Source organism: Nostocoides australiense Ben110, from assembly GCF_001050535.1.
In the GTDB taxonomy this organism is placed as follows: Bacteria; Actinomycetota; Actinomycetes; order Actinomycetales; family Dermatophilaceae; genus Nostocoides_A; species Nostocoides_A australiense.
The window spans coordinates 3571206-3572787 of the sequence record NZ_HG764815.1 but is presented as its reverse complement, the minus strand read 5'-3'; the positions used below and the strand labels follow the sequence as shown (position 1 = coordinate 3572787).

Annotated in this window: 1 protein-coding gene; it reads right to left on the bottom strand. The window is 69.5% G+C overall.

Going from position 1 to position 1582, the window contains the following annotated elements; genetic code table 11:
* The coding region (locus BN11_RS24235) for an Rne/Rng family ribonuclease (protein ID WP_235435528.1) at positions 1-1582 on the bottom strand (1582 nt) is incomplete at both ends.

Genomic DNA, 1582 nt, shown 5'->3' with positions numbered 1-1582 from the left:
GGCGGGAGGCGCGGCCGGAACCGCCGCTGCCGGCGGCGTTCGAGCCGGCCCCGGTCATGCCATTTCCGGCTCCGGAGATGTGCCCGCGGTCGTCGGCCGGTTCGGCCGGGGTGTCCACGGGGGTACCGCGCACGATCACGCCACGACCGTTGCAGCAGTCGCAGTTCTCGGAGAAGACCTCGAGCAGCCCGGAGGCGACCCGCTTGCGGGTCATCTGGACCAGGCCGAGGGAGGTGACCTCGGCGACCTGGTGCTTGGTGCGGTCCCGGCCGAGGCATTCGAGCAGGCGCCGGACGACCAGGTCGCGGTTGGACTCCAGGACCATGTCGATGAAGTCGATGACGATGATGCCGCCGGTGTCGCGCAGGCGCAGCTGGCGGACGATCTCCTCGGCGGCTTCGAGGTTGTTCTTGGTGACCGTCTCCTCGAGGTTGCCGCCGGAGCCGACGAACTTGCCGGTGTTGACGTCGATGACCGTCATCGCCTCGGTGCGGTCGATGACGAGCGAGCCGCCGGAGGGCAGATAGACCTTGCGGTCGAGCGCCTTGGCGAGCTGCTCATCGACGCGGTGGGCGGTGAAGATGTCCTGCTCGCTCGTCCACTTCGTCATCCGGCCGGCGAGGTCGGGGGCGACATCCTCGACGTACGAGGAGATCTCGTCCCACACCTCGTCGCCCGAGATCACGAGCGAGGCGAAGTCCTCGTTGAAGACGTCGCGGATCACGCGGACGGTCAGGTCGGGCTCCGAATAGAGCAGCGACGGCGCGCCGCCCTTCTTGCCCGACTTCGACGCCGATGCCTTCGACACCTTCTCCCACGTCTTCGCGAGCCGCTCGACGTCGCGGCGCAGCTCGTCCTCCGAGGCGCCTTCGGCGGCCGTGCGCACGATCACGCCCGCGTCGGCGGGGACGATCTGCTTGAGGATCGACTTCAGCCGGGAGCGCTCGGTGTCGGGCAGCTTGCGGGAGATGCCGGTCATCGAGCCCTGCGGCACATAGACCAGGTAGCGGCCCGGCAGCGAGATCTGCGACGTCAGCCGGGCGCCCTTGTGCCCGATCGGGTCCTTGGTGACCTGCACGAGCACCGACTCACCCGAGGTGAGGACGTTCTCGATGCGCTTGGCCTCGCCGCTCTCCAGCCCGGCGACGTCCCAGTTGACCTCACCGGCATACAGCACCGCGTTGCGGCCCCGGCCGATGTCGACGAAGGCGGCCTCCATCGACGGCAGGACGTTCTGAACGCGGCCAAGGTAGATATTGCCGGCCATCGACGCATTCGTTGTCCGTGAGACGTAGTGCTCGACGAGGATGCCGTCCTCGAGCACCCCGATCTGGGTGCGGCCGTCCTGGCGGCGCACCACCATCGTGCGCTCGACGCTCTCGCGCCGGGCCAGGAACTCTTTCTCGGTGATGATCGTGCGGCGCCGGCCCGCTTCGCGCCCCTCGCGGCGGCGCTGTTTCTTCGCCTCCAGACGGGTCGAACCCTTGACGGAGGCGACCTCGTCACGCGGGCGGGACTCGCGCACGCGGGTCGTGGTGCCGGGTGGGTCGTCGCCCTCGCCGCCCGCTGCGCTGCGGCGCCG